The sequence below is a fragment of the Lysobacterales bacterium genome (assembly GCA_019634735.1).
Taxonomy (GTDB): Bacteria; Pseudomonadota; Gammaproteobacteria; order Xanthomonadales; family UBA2363; genus Pseudofulvimonas.
Window position 1 is genome coordinate 214203 of record JAHCAT010000003.1, and the last position, 15759, is coordinate 229961.

Consider the following 15759-nt stretch of genomic DNA (forward strand, 5'->3'; position numbering starts at 1 on the left):
GTGGTGCCCTGAATGTCCGAGCTAGGTCTGTTCTGGCTGCTGCTGCCGGTGGTCGCCGCCGCGAGCTGGTATTTCGCGCGGCGCGGCACCGAACTGGTCAGTGGCGCGCGCGTCGACCGCCTCTCCAGCGGCTATTTCAAGGGTCTGAGCCACCTGCTCAACGAGGAGCCGGACAAGGCCATCGAGGTGTTCCTGTCGATCGCCGAGCTTGATCAGGAGGCCGTCGAGACGCAGCTCGCGCTGGGCAGCCTGTTCCGGCGCCGCGGCGAGGTCGGACGGGCCATCCGCCTCCACCAGGACCTGCTCAAGCGCGACACCCTCAGCCGCCGGCAGCGCACCGACGCGCTGTTCGAGCTGGGCGAGGACTACATGCGTGCCGGCCTGCTCGATCGCGCCGAGGGTCTGTTCGCCGACCTGGTCGCTGCCGAGGTGGAGGTCGCGGAGGCGCTGCGCCGTCTGGTCACCATCGCCGAATCCGAGCGCGACTGGAACAAGGCGATCGCCCACGCCGAACGTCTGGAGCAGGTCTCAGGACGCCCGCAGGGATCGACGGTCGCGCACTACCGTTGCGAACTGGCAGAGAGCGCGCGCGGCCGCGGCCACCTGGAAGTCGCCCGCGACGAGCTGCAGCAGGCGCTCAAGGCGGATCCGAACTGCGCGCGCGCCGAGCTGCTGATGGGTGGCGTGGAGCTGCGCGCTGGCGACCACACCCGCGCAGCCCGGGCCTTCGAGCGTGCCGCACGCATCGACCTCGACACCTTGCCGCTGCTGCTGGAGCCGCTGCTCACCTGCTACCAGGCGCTCGACGACGGCCGTCGCGCGCGCGAGTTCCTTGCCGAGATGGGCGCCCGGTTCCCCGGCGTGGCGCCCGTGCTTGCGCTGTCCCGCCTGGTCGAGCGCGAAGAGGGCGAGGCGGCCGCCGAAGCGATGCTGACCAAGGAACTGCGCCGGCATCCGACCGTCCCGGGTCTGCGCCACCTGGCCCAGATCGGCCTGCGGCGTGCCGACGACAGCATGCGGCCGCTGCTCACCGGCATCGCCGAACTGGCGGAGCGCATGCTGGACCAGGGGGCCGGCTACCGCTGCCGGCGCTGCGGCTTCGGAGCGCGCAACCACCACTGGCAGTGTCCGAGCTGCAAGGGCTGGGACAGTCTGCGACCGCAACACCGGCTGCTCGCCGAATGACCCTGACCAGCCTGCCGGTCTGGTTGCCGCCTCTGCTGGCGCTGTCGCTGGCGGCGTCCGTCGCCGCCCTGGTCGCCTGGTCGCAGATCCGGCACCGGCTTGGACCGCTGGATCATCCCGGCCCGCGCAGCTCCCATCGCGTGCCGGTGCCGCGCATGGGTGGCCTGGGCATCGTCGTCATCGGCCTGGCCGGGGTCGGCGCCCTGGTGGTGGCCGGTGCCTGGCCGGTGCCCTGGCTGCTCACCTTGCCTGGGCTTGCCCTGGTCGCCGGCGTCGGGCTGCTGGACGATGCCCGGCCGCGTCCGGCGCTGCCCAGGCTGCTTGCGCATCTGCTCGCCGCCGCGTTGCTGGCCGGGTCCCTGCTGATGGGCGCCGATGGCCTGCGTGTGGCGCCGTGGCTGGCAGGGGCCGCCGTTCTGGCGATGGCCTGGAGCATCAACCTGCACAACTTCATGGACGGCATCGATGGCCTGCTCGCCCTGCAGACCCTCTGGTACGGCGTCTTCTACGCGGCAGCGCTGGGCATGGCGGGCGAGTATGGGGCCGCGATGTTCGCGGCCTTGCTGGCCGCCGCGGCACTGGGCTTTCTGCCTTTCAACTTTCCGCGCGCGCGCGCCTTCCTGGGCGACGGCGCGTCAGGCTTTCTCGGTGTCGCCGTGGCCTGGCTGGCGCTGTTCGCCGCGGTGCATGCGATCGTGCCGTTCCCCATGGCGCTGGTGCTGATGTCGGCCTTCCTGGTCGACAGCGGCCTCACCCTGGTCGGCCGCATCCTGCGGGGCGACCGCTTCTGGCAACCCCATCGCGAGCATCTGTACCAGTGGCTGGTCCGGGCCGGTGCCAGCCATGCCATGGTCAGCCTGGGCTACCTGGCCTGGAACCTTCTGGTGGCGTTGCCCGCGCTGCTGGTCGGCCAGCACCTGGCCCGTGACCGGCAGTGGTTGCTCGCCGGCGCCGTGCTGATCGCGGCGGGACTGCTCTGGCTGCTGCTGCGTCTGCTGCTGGCGCGGCGCCTGGCCCCGGAGGTCGGCGATGGCCAGGTTGCGTAGCCTGATGGCCAGCCTGCATCCGCGCCTGGCGGTGGTCTTGCACGACCTTCTCATGGTCTGCATGGCCTGGTACCTGGCGCAGTGGCTGCGCTACTGGATGTCGGACATCGGCTACGTGGCGCCGGCGCTGCTGTCGCGCGAGCTGCCCTGGGTGGTGCTGGCGCAGGGCCTGGTGCTGTGGTGGACCGGCCTATACCGCGGCCTCTGGCGCTTCGCCAGCCTTCCCGACCTCTCCAACATCCTGCGCGCCACCGTGGTCGGTGCATTGGCGGTCACGCTGATCCTGTTCGTGGTGTACAGGCTCGATGGCGTGCCGCGCAGCGTACTGCTCGTGTACCCGTTCGTCGCCGCCCTGGCGCTGGCGGCGCCGCGCCTGGCCTATCGCTACTGGAAGGACAGCAGGCTCGACCTGATGCGGCGCGCCGGCTCGACCCGGGTGCTGGTGCTGGGCGCCGGCCGGGCCGGCGAGGCGCTGCTGCGCGAACTGCAGAACGACCGGGCCTGGCGTCCGGTCGGCCTGCTCGACGACAACCCGGCGCTGCGCGGCGCCCGCATCCGCGGGTTGCCGGTGCTTGGCGAGCTGGGCCAGGTCGGCCGGATCGCTCGGGAGGTCGCCGCCGACCTGCTGGTGATCGCCATCCCCACCGCCAGTACGGCCCAGATGAAGCGTGTGGTCGAGCTGTGCGAGGACGCCGGCGTGCCGTTCCGGACGGTGCCCCGCCTGAAGGACGTGATCGCCGGTCGCGCGCAGGCCGGGCAGCTCAAGGAGGTGGCGATCGAGGACCTGCTCGGCCGCGAGGAGATCGAGCTGGACTGGCAGGCGATCGGCGCCGGGCTGGCCGGACACCGTGTTCTGGTCACCGGCGGCGGCGGCTCGATCGGCGCCGAGCTGTGCCGGCAGCTCGCGCGCCTGGGCGTCGCCCGGCTGATCATCCTCGAGCAGGGCGAGTACAACCTGTACCGGATCGAACAGGAGCTGGTCGGCGCCTGGCCGGACCTGCACATCGATGCCGTGCTCGGCGATTGCTCGGACCCGGGGACAGCCCGCCACGTGGTCGAACGGTTCCGTCCCCAGCAGGTGTTCCATGCCGCCGCCTACAAGCACGTGCACCTGCTGGAGCAGCAGATGCGCGAGGCCCTGCGCAACAACGTGCTGGGAACGCGGGCGATGGCCGAGGCCGCGGCGGCCGGGGGTGTCGAGGGCTTCGTCCTGATCAGCACCGACAAGGCGGTCAATCCCGGCAATGTGATGGGCGCGAGCAAGCGCATCGCCGAGCTGTATTGCCAGGCCCTGGCCGGACGCACCGGCATGCGCGTGACCACGGTCCGGTTCGGCAACGTGCTGGGCTCCGCCGGGTCGGTGGTGCCGTTGTTCCGCGAGCAGATCGCCCGCGGCGGCCCGGTCACGGTCACCCACCCGGAGGTGGAGCGCTGGTTCATGACCATTCCGGAGGCCTGCCAGCTGATCCTGCAGGCCAGCGTGCTGGGCCGGGGCGGCGAGATCTTCGCCCTGGACATGGGCGAGCCGGTCCGCATCGGCTACCTGGCCGAGCAGATGATTCGCCTGGCCGGCAAGACGCCCGGCGCCGACATCCAGATCGCCTACACCGGCCTGCGCCCGGGCGAGAAGCTGTCGGAGGAGCTGTTCCACCCGCAGGAGCGCTACGTCGAGACCGCCCACCCGAAGATCAGGCAGGCACGCTCGCGCGGCGCCGACTGGCCGTTGCTCGTGCAGCGCCTCGACCTGATCGCCGCGGCCGTGCACGATCACGACACCCTGCGCCTGTCGCGCCTGATCCACGAACTGGTTCCGGAGTTCGTGCGCGACGAGTCCCATGAAGACAGGCATATCGCATGACATACAAGGTCCGCACCGCCGTGTTCCCCGTGGCCGGCCTGGGTACCCGCTTCCTGCCGGCCTCCAAGGTCGTGCCCAAGGAAATGCTGCCCGTGGTCGACATGCCGCTGATCCAGTACGCCGCCAACGAGGCCGTCGAGGCCGGATGCCGGACCCTGGTATTCGTGGTGAACCGTTACAAGCATGCGATCGCCGACTACTTCGACACCGCCTACGAGCTCGAGCACCGCCTCGAAATGAAGGGACGCGACGATCTGCTCGATCGTGTGCGCAGCACCCTGCCGGACGGCGTGCGCTGCGTGTTCGTCACGCAGAGCGAGGCGCGCGGCCTGGGCCATGCGGTCCTGTGCGCGCGTCCGGTGGTCGGCGACGAGCCGTTCGCGGTTCTGCTGCCCGACGACCTGATCTGGAGCCGAGGCAAGGGTGCTCTGGCGCAGATGGTCGAGGTCGCCGAGCGCGAGCGCGGCAGCGTGGTGGCGGTCGAGGACGTGCCGCGCGAGAAGACCGGCAGCTACGGCATCGTCTCCCTGGCCGACGCCGGGCAGGCGCATGGCGATGCCCTGCGGATGAGCGCGATCGTCGAAAAGCCGGCACCCGATCGGGCGCCCTCCACGCTGGGCGTGGTCGGCCGCTACGTGCTGTCCGGGCAGGTCTTCGGGGCGCTGGCCGCGACCCCACCGGGTGCCGGCAACGAAATCCAGCTCACCGACGCCATCGAGGCCCTGATCGAGGCCGGCGATCCGGTCTGGGCATACCGGTTCGCGGGCACCCGGTACGACTGCGGCAACAAGCTGGGCCTGGTGCAGGCGACGCTGCGCTACGCGCTGGACGACGCCGAACTGCGCGCACCGACCCTGGCGCACCTGCGCGAGGTGCTCGATGGCGGTTCCTGAGCCGGTTCCGGAGATCTCCTGGTCGGACTTCGAGCGGGTCCTGCTGGTCGCCGGCACGGTGACCCGCGCCGAGCCGTTCCCCGAGGCGCGCAAGCCGGCGCTGAAGGTCTGGGTCGATTTCGGGCCCTATGGCGAGCGCAAGACCAGCGCGCAGGTGGCCGCCCTGTACCGGCCGGAGGACCTGGTCGGCAGGCAGGTCGTCGGCGTCCTGAACTTTCCTCCGAAGCAGGTGGGGCCGGTGCGTTCGACCTTTCTGCTGACCGGCTTCCCGACCGAGGAAGGCGTGGTGCTTACCGCAATCGAGCGGCCAGTGCCGAACGGAACGCGGCTGGCCTGAGAGCGATGTCCGAAGAACGCGCGGTCCACCAAGTGGAAACGCCCGAACAGCTGCGCTCGGTGCGGTTCGGGGGGATAGACCGGCTGTATGGCAGCGGTGCGGTGGCGCGACTGGCCGGTCGCCAGGTGTGCGTGGTGGGCACCGGCGGGGTCGGCTCCTGGGCGGTCGAGGCGCTGGCCCGTTCCGGCGTCGGCCATCTGGTGCTTATCGATGGCGACGATGTCTGCCTGAGCAACACCAACCGCCAGTTGCCGGCGTTGATGGGCGCCTACGGCCGCGCCAAGGTCGAGGTGCTCGCCGAGCGCGCCCGGGCCATCAATCCGGACCTGCGCGTGCAGGCGCTCGAGCGCTTCCTGACGCCGGCGACCATCCCCGAGCTGCTCGGCGCCGGTCATGACCTGGTGCTGGACTGCTGCGACGCCTTCCGGGTCAAGGTCGAGACCATCGCCTGGTGCCGGCGCAACCGGGTACCCCTGGTGACCTGCGGTTCCGCCGGTGGTCGCGCCGATGCGTCCCTGGTGCGGGTGCGCGACCTGTCCGGCACCGAGCACGACGCCCTGCTTGCCCTGGTCCGCAAGAAGCTGCGCCAGGATTTCAACTTCCCACGCAATCCGCGGCGCAGCTTCGGCATTCCGGCCGTGTACTCGCTGGAGAACGTCCGCTATCCGCAGCCGGACGGCAGTGTCTGCGGCACACGGCCCGCACCGGGCGGCGCTGCCCGCCTGGATTGCGACGCCAGCCTGGGTGCCGCCATGCACGTCACCGCGACCTTCGGCATGGTGGCCGTGGGCCGGGTGCTCGAGCGACTGCTGACGATGCCATCAGGAACCGGCGTCGCCTGATTCCAGAAGCCCCTGCCCAAGCCTGCGACCGGTGCTTTCCGGGCAATGGCACATGTGGGACGATACCAATTTGCAGGGATTACGGGGGGCTTCGATGACAGCCAGGGCGCGTTGGCTCGTCCCGGGCAGGCTGCTGATCCTGGCCTTCCTGCTGATCGCAGGCCCATCGCTGTCGGCGCGCGTGCTGCCCGAAGGGCCCCTGCCGCCGCTGACGGGCGACGACGGTTACCTGGTGGTGGCGGTCCACAGCAACCGCTTCCTCGACCGCCTGCGGATGGCGCCGGCCGGCGCGGTATTCGGGCGGCAGGAAATCAGGGCGCTTCCCCTGGGCCGCAGCGTCCATGTGCTGCGGGTTCCGGCCGGCCCCCTGCGCTGGGACCGGGTCGTGATGCCGGGCGGGACCTACTATTTCGACCTGACGCGCTACACCCACCTGCCGCAGGTGACGGTGGCGGCAGGCAGGCTCAACTACGCGGGAGAGCTGCACCTCCGGTTCTTCGGGCGCCGGATGTCCGCCGATCTGCTCAACCACTTCGAGCTGGGCATGCAGCTCGCGGCGCAACGGCACCCCGGCGTCGACGCCCTGCCTGCGGTCCAGGCGGTCCGCGCATTCGATGACGCCTGGCCGGCGCTGCGCGCCAGCCTGAACGACAGCGAGGGCCTGCGTCCCGACGCGTGCCCGCCGCCGGCAGACCTGCCTCAGGGCCGTCCGGATGTCGCCAGCCTGTTCCGCAGGGAGGAGGTCGATCGCCTGACGCTCTCGCCGACCGGCCAACTGGCACTGGAAGTGGCCCACCGCAGTGGCCGCTTCGAGGCAAGCGTGCTCGATCCCGTGCGCGGAGAGGCGTTGTTGTTGTACGGCGGGGACTTCGAGGTCATGGCGGCAGCCTGGGCCGGCCCCAGGCGGATCGTCCTGGGACTGGATTTCGGTGCCTCGGAGGGCGTGCTGCGCACGGTGGTCTTCTCCCTGCAGGAGGGCAGCCTCACCGGCCAGCAGCCCGTCGTGCTGGAACTGCCCTTGCCCGGTGTGGTGGTCGATGCGCTGCCCGGACAACCCGACCAGATGCTCTATGGCGTCTTCCGCCCGGACCACAAGGATCGCTTCCAGGTGTTCCGGATCGACCTGCGGGCACGCCAGATGATCCGCACCCGGCTGGACGCCCGCAACCGCATCGACCCGGACGTGCAGGGCGACCTCGCCTGGCTTGCCGATCGACGCGGCGAACTGCGTGTTGCCCTGGTCAGCGAGGACGAGCGGATGCGGATCGTCCATCGACCGCCCGACCAGGACCGGTTCGAGACCCTGGTCGAAGTCGAGGCCGGCAACATGCTGCTCGAGCCGGTGGCGCTCGAGGACGACGGCAGCCTGCTGGTCCTGAGCAACATCGGACGGGAGCAGACCGAACTGGTTCGTATCCGGCCGGATTCGCCCGGCCACATGGAAACGGTGCATGCCATCCCGGGGATCGATCTTTCCGGCGTGGTGTTCGAATCGGATGGCCGCACCGTGGTCGGCGTCAGGCACTACCAGGACGGGCAGCCGCGCAGCGAGTTCTTCGACTCCGCGGTCGCCGGCTGGGCGGCCCGATTGCAGGCGGCCTTCCCGGATCGCCACGCCGAGCTGGTCGAGGTCGATCGCAGGCAGGGTCGGGCGATCGTCAGGGTCAGCAGCGACACCCGCACCCCCGTCTGGTACCTGTTCGATCAGGCCAGCAATACGGCGATGGAGCTCGCCGTGGCGACGCCCTGGCTGGATGACGTGTCATTCGTTCCGCGGCGGGTGGAGGAGGTGCGGGCCCGGGATGGCCACCGGGTGCAGTCGCTACTGGCCGTGCCGCCGGGGCAGGGTCCCCATCCCTTGCTGGTGATGCCGCACGGCGGCCCCTTCTACGTGCAGGACAACCTGCGCTTCGATCGCGAGGTGCAGTTCTGGGCGACCCGTGGCTTCGCGGTCCTGCAGGTGAACTTCCGTGGCTCCTATGGATTCGGCGTGCAACACCTGCTCGATGGTTTCGGCGGCTTCGGAAGCCAGATAGAGGACGACATCGAAGCCGCGGTCGACGCCGTGCTCGACAGCCATGCAGGCCTGGACCGCGACGCCGTCTGCGCCGTCGGGGCAAGCTACGGCGGCTACTCGGCCCTGATGCTGGCGATCCGCAATCCGGGCCGCTACCGCTGCGCGGTCGCCCGCGCCGCGCCGGCCGATCTGCCGCTGCTGTTCACCACCAGCGACTGGAGTTCCTCGCCCCGGACCCGCGGCATCGTCGTGGAAGCCATCGGCGACCCCAGGGACCCGGCGATGCAGGAGAATTCGCCGCTCTACCGCGCCGATCGCCTGGAGGTTCCGGTGTTGCTCCAGCACGGCGGCAGGGATCGGCGGGTCAGCTACGAGCACGCCGCCCGATTCGCGCGCAGGCTCGATCCGCGCAAGGGTCACCGACTGCTGCATGTCCCCGAGATGGGCCATGGCGCGACCCGGCTGCAGGAGCACGTCTGCCTGCTGGGTACCGCGGAACGCTTCGTCCGAGGCCAGATCCATGGCGAGGGCGCCGGCACCAGCGCGCCGCCTGGCGCATCCGTGCCGGATGAGTCGACGGACGACGGCGGTGCCGAGCTCGGTATGCGCTGACCGGCGCGCACAGCAACCGATTCCCCCACGCATAGGTGGCACCCGGCTCGTGCGGCCGGTCACCATGCGATTGCGCTTGCGATCCGGGCCGCTTGGGTGCGCAACACCCATGCCCGCCATTCGGCCTGCTTCTTCTCCGACCGGCGCCAGCGCTAAGCTGCGGTCCCCGGCAAGGCACTGGATGCCAACATGACCAGCGCATACGATTTCAAGGCCACTCTGCTCGACGGGCGCGAGAAGGCGCTTTCGGACTGGCGCGGCCAGGTCCTGCTGGTGGTCAACGTTGCCTCGCGCTGCGGCTTCACGCCGCAGTACGCTGGCCTGGAGGCGCTCTGGCAGGGATACCGGGAGCGGGGCCTGGTGGTGCTCGGCTTTCCCTGCGACCAGTTCGGCCACCAGGAACCGGGCGACGCGGCCGAGATCGCGCAGTTCTGCAGCCTCAACTTCGACGTCAGTTTCCCGATGTTCGCCAAGATCGAGGTCAACGGCAGCAAGGCGCACCCGCTGTACCGCTGGCTGAAGGCGCAGCGCGGCGGCCTCCTCGGCCTGCGCATGATCAAGTGGAACTTCACCAAGTTCCTGGTCGGCAGGGACGGCCGGGTCCTGTCCCGGCACGCACCCACCACGACGCCGGAGGCGCTGCGCAGCGAGATCGAGCGAGCTTTGGGCTGACCTGGATCTTTCCTGAGTCCGCTACTGCGGCCGCCGATCTTCGCGCCGCGGCGCGGTCTGCCCCGGTCGGCCAGCTCGATCGAGTCTCGGCTGCGCCTTCACTGTCCAACGGTCCGCTGCCCGCACCACGACGCGATCTCGACGGCCTCCGGCGTGCGTCCTCATGAAAAATCCAGGCTGAGCCGGGATGGCGCCGTCGGCGCTCAGCGCCAGCCGGCCTCGGCCAGCGCCGCGGCCAGGCGGTTGGCCCAGGCGTCGGTCTGCTCGAGCGTGCCCAGCAGGTCGTTGCGCAGTTCCAGCAGGACGTGCCGCAGTCCGCGCCGCTCGCCGTGCTGCTCGAGGGTATAGCCCATGGCGACATGACCGTCGTAGGGCTCGTTGTCGCCCACGTCCAGTCCCTGCGCCTGCAGGGCCCCGATCAGCGCCGCGACCCGCTGGCGGTCGTGCTTCCAAAGCACGCCCACCGGCCAGGGGCGTTCGCGGCCGCAGAGCACGGGCGTGAAGCTGTGCACGGCGACCAGGGCGGGGCGGATGCCGGATCGTGCCAGCCGGTCCAGGTGGCGATCGACCGCCTGGTGATAGGGCGAGTGCCAGTCGGCGATCCGCTGCGCGCGCTCGGCGTCGCTCACCCGCAGGTTGCCAGGCACCATGCGGTTGTCGCTCTCGGCCAGGATCAGCTCGGACGAGGTGGGCGAACGGTTCAGGTCGACCACCAGGCGCGAGACCCCTCCCAGCAGGGCAGGGCAGTCCAGGCGCGTGGCCAGGGCCAGGGCGACCTCGCGCGCACCGGGGTCCCAGGCGATATGTTCCCGGCGGTCGACCGGGGTCAGGCCGAGTTCGCCGAGCGCGTCGGGGATGGCGTGGCTGGCGTGGCAGCACAGCACCAGCAGGTCCTCGCGGCTGCCGGCAATGGCCTGGAACGGGGCGGCATAGGGCTCGAATCGCATGCCGACAGTCTGCCCGGGGCGGGCCGCCCATCTCAATCCCGGCGGCGCCGTGTGGAGGGCGGCAGTAGCGCGCGGTTCAGCGCGCGAGCGCCTACCATGGCGGCATGGACCCGGATCATCCGCAGCCGCACACCGAACCAGCCGCCAGCAGCAAGGCCGAGCGCGCCGCCTTCCTGGCGCTGCAGGCGCGCCTGCCCGGCCTGTTCCGCGAGGTGTTCCGCGATCCCGGCGCACCGCGCACGGTGGTGGTGGTGCCGGGCCTGAGTCTGGACGCGGAGGTCCTGGCCAAGGTCGCCGGCGCCCGCCACTACGAGGAGCGCCTGCTCAGCATGCTGATGCTGCTACGCCTGCCGCGCACCCGCATCGTCTACGTCACCAGCGTTCCGATCGCGCCGGTGGTGGTCGACTACTACCTGAGCCTGCTGTCCGGCGTTCCCGCAGACCATGCGCGTCGTCGCCTGGTACTGCTCAGCGCCCACGATGCAGGTCCGGGCAGTCTGACCGCCAAGCTGCTGGCGCGGCCTCGCCTGCTGGAGCGCATCCGCATGGAGCTTGGCGACCCGGACAGCGCCCACCTGTCGGTGTTCAACGCGACCGCCGACGAGGTCAGCCTTGCCGTTCGACTGGGCATCCCGATGTACGCCTGCGATCCCGTGCATGGTCGCTGGGGCGGCAAGTCGGGCTCCCGGGAGGCCTTCCGCCGGGCGGGCATCGAGCTGTCCGACGGCGTCGAGGATCTGGCGGACCTGGCCGCTGCCGCCGAGGGGGCCGCCGCCCTGTTCGCGCGCGACGTCGGCCTGCGCCGGGTGGTGTTCAAGCTCAACGAGGGCTTTTCCGGCGACGGCAACGCGGTCCTCGACCGCAAGGACGTGGTCGATCCGACCCGGACAGCGAGCGTCCTGGAGGCCCTTCCGGCGGCCCTGCGCATGGAGGCCGACGACCTGCCGCTGGAGCGCTACGGCGAGCTGTTCCGCCGCCACGGCGGCATCGTCGAGGCCTGGCTGGACGGCGAGGGCAAGCGTTCGCCGTCGGTCCAGGTGCGGATCAACCCGCTGGGCGGCCTGGAGCTCATCTCCAGCCACGACCAGGTGCTGGCGGGGCGCAGCGGCCAGGTCTTCCAGGGCAGCACCTTCCCGGCCGACCCGGCCTATGCCGTGGCGATCCAGGAGCGCGCCCTGGCGGTGGCGGGTGTCCTGCGCGACGAAGGCGTGCTCGGCCGTTTCGCAGTGGATTTCGTGTCGGTTCCGGACGGCGACGGGTGGCGCCACCGGGCGATCGAGATCAATCTGCGCAAGGGCGGCACCACGCTGCCGTTCCAGATGTTGCAGTTCCTCACCAACGGCGTCTACGACGCCGCCAGGGCCACCTTCATGACGCCCCTGGGCCAGCATCGCCACTACTACGCCACCGACAATCTCGTGCATCCGCGCTACCGGCGCCTGGTGCCGGAGGACCTCATCGACATCCTGGTGTGCAACCGCCTGCAGTTCGACGAGACGCGCCTGGAGGGCGTGGTCTTCAACCTGATCGGGGCGATGTCGGAGTTCGGCAAGCTCGGCCTGGTGTGCATCGCCGATCGGCCTGCGCGCGCCCAGGCGCTGTATCGCCAGACCGTCGACGTGCTTGATCGAGAAGCCGCCGCCGACGACGCCCGGCCCTGCGCCTGAGCGCGGTACCCCTGGCGATCGGGGCGCAATGGCGGCGCACTGCGCGGCAATTCCGCCCCGGTGCGGGTCGTGCGGTCCGGGTCCCACCGCAGCCGCGTGGCGAGGAGCGATCGCCGATCAGCGCTCGACGAAGGCGCGCTCGAACACGTAGTGCCCGGCCTGGCCGATCTTCTGCGAGGCGCTGAAGCCCCGTTCGTCGAGCAGGCTGCGGAAATCGGCCAGCATTGCGGGGCTGCCGCAGATCATCGCCCGGTCGCGCGCCGGGTCCAGGGGCGGCAGGCCGAGGTCGCTCTGCATCCGCCCGCTGGCCATGAGCTCGGTCAACCGTCCCTGGTGCGTGAACGGCTGGCGGCTGACCGCGGGGTAGTAGCGTAGCTTGGCGGCGATCTCCTCGCCCAGGTAGGGATGACGCGGCAGCTCGTTCTCGATCCAGTCGCGGTATGCGAGGTCGCGTGCCTCGCGCACGCCGTGAGTGAGCACCACGGTGTCGAAGCGCTCGTAGGTCGCCGGGTCCCGGACGATCGCCAGGAACGGTGCCAGCCCGGTGCCGGTCGCCAGCAGGTAGAGGGTGCCGCCAGGATGGACATCGGAGATCAGCAGGGTGCCGGTCGGCTTGCGGCTGAGCAGTAGCGTGTCGCCGGGCCGGATGTGCTGCAGCCGCGACGTGAGCGGGCCGTCGGGCACCTTGATGGAGAAGAACTCGAGCTGCTCTTCCCAGTTCGGGCTGGCGATCGAATAGGCGCGCATCAGCGGCCGGCCGTCGACCTCAAGGCCGATCATGACGAACTGGCCGTTGTCGAACCGGAAGCCGTCGTCGCGGCTGCAGGTGAAGCTGAAATAGCTGTCGGTCCAGTGGCGGACGTCCAGGATCGTCTCCTGGATGAAGGCGGATAGGGCCATTGGCGCTCGGGAGGGAAGGGGTACGGCAGGCCTATTGTCGCACCGCAGCAGAAGCTGCGCTTGATACAGGTCAAGCCTGATCCGGTACCGGCAGCCCGAACAGGCGACAGGCGTTTGCCGTGGTTGTGGCGGCCAGTGCATCCGGTGGTTCGTTGCGAAGCATCGCCACTTCGAGCACCACCTGTGCAAGCCGCGCCGGCTCGTTGCGGCGCCCCTGGCAACCGCACGGCGGCTGGTCCGGGCTGTCGGTTTCCAGCAGCAGCCAGTTCGCCGGCATGTCGGCCACCAGCGCCCGCAGGCGGCGTGCACGCGGGTAAGTGACCGGACCTCCGATGCCGAGGTGGAAGCCCAGATCCCACAACTGCCGGGCCTGCTGCGGACTGCCGGAAAAACTGTGCACCACGCCGCGCAGGCCGCCGGTGCGGCGCAGCGCGGCGATCACTGCGTCCAGGGCCTTGCGGGCATGCAGAACGACCGGCAGGTCGAACTCGCGCGCCAGCCGCAACTGGCCCTCGAACAGTGCCATCTGCGCCGGCGCGTCGTCATTGCCGGTCCAGAAGTCAAGTCCGCATTCGCCCACGGCCACCGGCCGCTCGCGCTGCAGCCAGTCGCGCAGCGCTTTGAGATGCGCCGGCCGGTGCCGGTCCATGAACAGGGGGTGCAGGCCAAAGGCCGGATGCAGGCCGGGGGTCGCCGCGCACAGGTCGCGAAGTGCCGGCCAGCCGGCCGCGTCGATGGCCGGCAGCAGCTGAAGACACACGCCCGCGGCGCGCGCCCGTGCCAGCACCGCATCGCGGTCCGCGTTGAACTCGGCGACATCCAGATGGCAATGGCTGTCGAACAACAGCGGCATGCCGGGCATGGTGCCATTCCTCGCGTCCGGTTGCGCGCCCGCGCAGGCGGAGTGGCCCGGTGCGCGGCAAGGTGCCCGTGCACGTGCCGTTGCGCCGGCTCCGACTAGACTGTGGGCTGGAACGGCAAGGAGGCGCCCATGCGGGGACTGGTGATCGGACGCTACCTGGCGCTGCCGCTCAGCGTCGCGCTGTCGGTGCTGGGCACCTGGCTGGCGCTGCGCGGCGGCGGCTGGGGCTGGTGGCTGCTGGCGGCATTGGGCTTGTCCCTGCTGGCCGTGGGTCTGCGCGACCTGAGCCAGGCACCGCGGGCGATCCTGCGCAATTACCCGGTGTTCGGCAGGCTGCGCTACCTGTTCGAGCATTTCCGTCCAGAAATCCGCCAGTACCTGATCGAGGGCGACAACGACGAGGTGCCGTTTTCACGGCAGCAACGCGCCCTGGTCTACCAGCGTGCCAAGAGCCAGATCGACACCCGGCCGTTCGGCACCCAGCAGGACGTCTACGGCGACGACTACGAGTGGATCAATCACTCGCTGGCCCCGGCCGGCATCGAAGGCCACGACTTCCGCATCACCATCGGTCCGTCCTGTTCGCAGCCCTATTCGGCGAGCGTGTTCAACATCTCGGCGATGAGCTTCGGCTCGTTGTCGGCGGCAGCGATCCTGGCGCTCAACGAGGGCGCCCGGCGCGGCGGCTTCTACCACGACACCGGTGAGGGCTCGATCTCGCGCCACCACCGCGTGCACGGCGGCGACCTGGTCTGGGAGATCGGCTCGGGCTACTTCGGCTGCCGCACGGCCGATGGCCGCTTCGATCCGGCGCGATTCGCCGCGCAGGCCGCCGACCCGCAGGTGAAGATGATCGAACTCAAGCTGAGCCAGGGCGCCAAGCCCGGCCAGGGCGGCATCCTGCCCGGCGCCAAGGTGACCGCCGAGATCGCCGAGGCGCGCGGCGTGCCGGAGGGCGTCGACTGCCTGTCGCCGGCCCGGCACAGCGCGTTCGAGTCGCCGATCGGCCTGCTCGAGTTCGTCGCCCGGCTGCGCGAGCTGTCCGGCGGCAAGCCGACCGGGTTCAAGCTGGCCATCGGCCATCCCTGGGAATGGTTCGCGATCGCCAAGGCGATGGTGCAGACCGGCCTGCGCCCCGACTTCATCGTCGTCGACGGTGGCGAGGGCGGCACCGGTGCCGCGCCGCTGGAATTCACCGACCATGTCGGCGTGCCGATGCGCGAGGGCCTGATGCTGGTCCACAACACCCTGGTCGGCCTCGGGCTGCGCGAGCGCATCCATGTCGCCGCCGCGGGCAAGATCATCACCGGCTTCGACCTGGCGCGCGCGCTGGCGCTCGGCGCCGACTGGTGCAACGCGGCGCGCGGCTTCATGTTCGCGCTCGGCTGCATACAGTCGCAGACCTGCCACACCGGCAAGTGTCCGACCGGGGTCGCCACCCAGGACCCGCTGCGCCAGCGCGGCCTGGTGGTGGCCGACAAGGCCGAGCGCGTGCAACGCTTCCACGCCCAGACCCTGAGTGCGCTGAAGTCCCTCCTGGCGGCCGCCGGCCTGAGCCATCCGGACGAACTGGGCCCCGAGCACATCATCCGCCGCGTTTCGCCTTTCCAGGTGCGCTCCATGGCGCTCAACTACCGCTGGGTGGAGCCCGGTGCCCTGCTCGATGGCATCCCCGAGCACGCAGTGTTCAAGCGATTCTGGCCGCTTGCGCGTCCGGACACCTTCGCGCCGGGGCAGCGGCTGGGTGTCGGGTTCGCCGCCGGGCGTTGACGAGCGGGCGTTGACCCGCATGCTTCATGAGGTCGCCGATCTTCTTGCCGTGCCGCGGTCTGCTCCCGTGGGTGAGTTCAAGGTGGAGTCGACTTCGTCTTCACTGTCCAACGGTCGGCTACCCGCACCGCAACGCGATCCCGAGAGGCTC

13 protein-coding genes are annotated in these 15759 nt (G+C 70.4%); 10 read left to right on the forward strand and 3 right to left on the reverse strand.

Features of this window, described 5'->3' with window-relative positions; genetic code table 11:
• Positions 1-12: 12 nt before the first annotated feature.
• From lapB to KF823_04900, 8 genes are all read left to right on the forward strand, one after another.
• Positions 13-1185: a lipopolysaccharide assembly protein LapB gene (gene lapB / locus KF823_04865; protein MBX3725231.1), complete on the forward strand. Its 1173-nt coding sequence runs from the start codon at positions 13-15 to the stop codon at positions 1183-1185.
• Positions 1182-2231, forward strand: a complete 1050-nt coding sequence (locus KF823_04870) for a hypothetical protein (GenBank protein MBX3725232.1) — start codon at positions 1182-1184, stop codon at positions 2229-2231. The genes lapB and KF823_04870 overlap by 4 nt, the downstream gene beginning before the upstream one ends.
• Positions 2215-4089 (forward strand): polysaccharide biosynthesis protein, encoded by a 1875-nt coding sequence (locus KF823_04875; protein ID MBX3725233.1) that lies wholly within the window; start codon positions 2215-2217, stop codon positions 4087-4089. Before KF823_04870 ends, KF823_04875 begins: the two co-directional genes overlap by 17 nt.
• Positions 4086-4982 carry a UTP--glucose-1-phosphate uridylyltransferase gene (locus tag KF823_04880; GenBank protein MBX3725234.1) on the forward strand — a complete coding sequence of 299 codons (897 nt, stop codon included), beginning with the start codon at positions 4086-4088 and terminating at the stop codon, positions 4980-4982. The genes KF823_04875 and KF823_04880 overlap by 4 nt, the downstream gene beginning before the upstream one ends.
• Positions 4969-5319 (forward strand): tRNA-binding protein, encoded by a 351-nt coding sequence (locus KF823_04885; GenBank protein MBX3725235.1) that lies wholly within the window; start codon positions 4969-4971, stop codon positions 5317-5319. Before KF823_04880 ends, KF823_04885 begins: the two co-directional genes overlap by 14 nt.
• A 5-nt stretch (positions 5320-5324) precedes the next feature.
• A complete protein-coding gene (locus KF823_04890) occupies positions 5325-6161 on the forward strand; it encodes a tRNA threonylcarbamoyladenosine dehydratase (GenBank protein MBX3725236.1) in 837 nt (278 codons plus the stop codon).
• Positions 6162-6255: 94 nt separating this feature from the next.
• Positions 6256-8790: a S9 family peptidase gene (locus KF823_04895; GenBank protein MBX3725237.1), complete on the forward strand. Its 2535-nt coding sequence runs from the start codon at positions 6256-6258 to the stop codon at positions 8788-8790.
• Positions 8791-8979: 189 nt separating this feature from the next.
• Positions 8980-9462, forward strand: coding sequence for a glutathione peroxidase (locus tag KF823_04900; GenBank protein MBX3725238.1), 483 nt, complete (start codon positions 8980-8982; stop codon positions 9460-9462).
• Between the two features lie 203 nt (positions 9463-9665).
• Here KF823_04900 and KF823_04905 read toward each other — a convergent pair whose 3' ends face one another.
• Positions 9666-10409 (reverse strand): N-formylglutamate amidohydrolase, encoded by a 744-nt coding sequence (locus KF823_04905; protein MBX3725239.1) that lies wholly within the window; start codon positions 10407-10409, stop codon positions 9666-9668.
• 104 nt (positions 10410-10513) lie between these two features.
• Between KF823_04905 and KF823_04910 the strand changes: the two genes are divergently transcribed.
• Positions 10514-12076, forward strand: a complete 1563-nt coding sequence (locus KF823_04910) for a hypothetical protein (GenBank protein ID MBX3725240.1) — start codon at positions 10514-10516, stop codon at positions 12074-12076.
• A gap of 117 nt (positions 12077-12193) precedes the next feature.
• Here the strand turns inward: KF823_04910 and KF823_04915 are convergent, their stop codons facing one another.
• Entirely contained in the window at positions 12194-12976 is a 783-nt protein-coding gene (locus KF823_04915) for a ferredoxin--NADP reductase (protein ID MBX3725241.1), read from the reverse strand.
• A gap of 70 nt (positions 12977-13046) precedes the next feature.
• Positions 13047-13829 (reverse strand): TatD family hydrolase, encoded by a 783-nt coding sequence (locus KF823_04920; GenBank protein MBX3725242.1) that lies wholly within the window; start codon positions 13827-13829, stop codon positions 13047-13049.
• Positions 13830-13967: 138 nt separating this feature from the next.
• Between KF823_04920 and KF823_04925 the strand changes: the two genes are divergently transcribed.
• The gene (locus tag KF823_04925; protein ID MBX3725243.1) at positions 13968-15608 is read left to right on the forward strand and encodes an FMN-binding glutamate synthase family protein; all 1641 of its coding nucleotides are present in this window, start codon (positions 13968-13970) and stop codon (positions 15606-15608) included.
• The last annotated feature ends 151 nt before the right edge of the window (positions 15609-15759 follow it).

Coding starts and splice junctions, on each gene's coding strand:
- lapB (MBX3725231.1), top strand. CDS start 13: ATGTCCGAGCTAGGTCTGTTCTGGCTGCTGCTGCCGGTGGTCGCCGCC.
- KF823_04870 (MBX3725232.1), top strand. CDS start 1,182: ATGACCCTGACCAGCCTGCCGGTCTGGTTGCCGCCTCTGCTGGCGCTG.
- KF823_04875 (MBX3725233.1), top strand. CDS start 2,215: ATGGCCAGGTTGCGTAGCCTGATGGCCAGCCTGCATCCGCGCCTGGCG.
- KF823_04880 (MBX3725234.1), top strand. CDS start 4,086: ATGACATACAAGGTCCGCACCGCCGTGTTCCCCGTGGCCGGCCTGGGT.
- KF823_04885 (MBX3725235.1), top strand. CDS start 4,969: ATGGCGGTTCCTGAGCCGGTTCCGGAGATCTCCTGGTCGGACTTCGAG.
- KF823_04890 (MBX3725236.1), top strand. CDS start 5,325: ATGTCCGAAGAACGCGCGGTCCACCAAGTGGAAACGCCCGAACAGCTG.
- KF823_04895 (MBX3725237.1), top strand. CDS start 6,256: ATGACAGCCAGGGCGCGTTGGCTCGTCCCGGGCAGGCTGCTGATCCTG.
- KF823_04900 (MBX3725238.1), top strand. CDS start 8,980: ATGACCAGCGCATACGATTTCAAGGCCACTCTGCTCGACGGGCGCGAG.
- KF823_04905 (MBX3725239.1), bottom strand. CDS start 10,409: ATGCGATTCGAGCCCTATGCCGCCCCGTTCCAGGCCATTGCCGGCAGC.
- KF823_04910 (MBX3725240.1), top strand. CDS start 10,514: ATGGACCCGGATCATCCGCAGCCGCACACCGAACCAGCCGCCAGCAGC.
- KF823_04915 (MBX3725241.1), bottom strand. CDS start 12,976: ATGGCCCTATCCGCCTTCATCCAGGAGACGATCCTGGACGTCCGCCAC.
- KF823_04920 (MBX3725242.1), bottom strand. CDS start 13,829: ATGCCGCTGTTGTTCGACAGCCATTGCCATCTGGATGTCGCCGAGTTC.
- KF823_04925 (MBX3725243.1), top strand. CDS start 13,968: ATGCGGGGACTGGTGATCGGACGCTACCTGGCGCTGCCGCTCAGCGTC.